The sequence below is a fragment of the Rubellimicrobium arenae genome (genome assembly GCF_017916275.1).
Taxonomy (GTDB): Bacteria; Pseudomonadota; Alphaproteobacteria; order Rhodobacterales; family Rhodobacteraceae; genus Rubellimicrobium; species Rubellimicrobium arenae.
On record NZ_JAFMST010000034.1, the window covers coordinates 1 to 1,267 of the forward strand.

Annotated in this window: 1 protein-coding gene; it reads left to right on the top strand. The window is 65.9% G+C overall.

The features are described 5' to 3' along the window. The first annotated feature begins 64 nt into the window (after positions 1–64). Positions 65–1,233 (top strand): IS3 family transposase gene (locus tag J3P31_RS21145; protein WP_210530516.1). Its coding sequence is split into 2 segments (ribosomal slippage): positions 65–329 and positions 329–1,233, totalling 1,170 coding nucleotides; the frame shifts between segments, so codons are not numbered across the junction. The last annotated feature ends 34 nt before the right edge of the window (positions 1,234–1,267 follow it).

A 1,267-nucleotide genomic window follows, 5' to 3' on the forward strand; every position in this document is an offset into this window, starting at 1 on the left:
TGGTCTGCCCCCTGAAAAGTGGTCCTCCCTGAAGTAGGCTTTCGGGCCTGAGGAGGATGAAGGAATGCCCCAGAAGAAGCACAAGCCGGAGGAGATCGTCGCCAAGCTCCGGCAGGTCGACGTGTTGGTGTCGCAGGGCCATTCAGTGGCTGAGGCGGTGCGCTCGATCGGCGTGACGCCGTTCACGTACTATCGGTGGCGCAAGGAGTTCGGCGGCCTGAAGACCGACCAGGTGAAACGGCTGAAGGAGCTTGAGAAGGAGAACGAGCGGCTGCGGAAGGCCGTGTCGGACCTGACGCTGGAGAAGCTCATCCTCCGGGAGGCGGCCTCGGGAAACTATTGAGCCCCGCCCGCCGGCGGGGCTGCATCGAGCATGTCAGGCGCAAGTTCCAGGTCTCGGAACGGCTCGCCTGTCGGGTTCTGGGGCAGCACCGCTCGACACAGCGCAAGGTGCCGCGGGGCCGAGACGATGAAGCGGCCCTCACGGCGGACATCATCGCACTGGCGCGGGAGTATGGCCGCTATGGCTACCGGCGCATCACCGCGCTCCTTCGCGAGGCCGGCTGGGCGGTGAACGTGAAGCGCGTCGAGCGGATCTGGCGGCGGGAGGGGCTGAAGGTCCCGCAGAAGCAACCGAAGAAGGGACGGCTCTGGTTGGCCGACGGGTCCTGCATCCGACTGCGCCCAGAGCGCCCGAACCATGTCTGGTCCTACGACTTCGTCGAAAGCCGGACGCACGACGGAAGGAAGTTCCGCATGCTCAACCTCATCGATGAGTTCACGCGCGAGTGCCTGGCGATCCGCATCTCCAGGAAGCTCCAGTCGACGGACGTGATCGACACCCTGGCGGACCAGTTCATCCTCCGAGGCGTGCCGGCCCACATCAGGTCCGACAACGGCTCCGAGTTCATCGCCACCGCGGTGCGGAACTGGATCAGGGCCGTGGGCGCCAAGACCGCCTACATCGAGCCGGGCAGCCCCTGGGAGAACGGGTACTGCGAGAGCTTCAACTCCAAGCTCCGGGACGAGCTCCTGAACGGCGAGATCTTCTACAGCCTGAGGGAGGCCGAGATCGTCATCGAACGCTGGCGCCACCACTACAACACCAAGCGCCCGCACTCATCGCTGGGCTACCGACCCCCAGCCCCGGAGGTCGTCCTGTGGCCGGCTTCGCCACCCCGAGCCGCTTCGCCGGCCACCCCAGCCGTAGCCGCCAAACCCGTCATGCATTAAGACTGAACCCGGACCACCCGATGGGGGCAGGCCA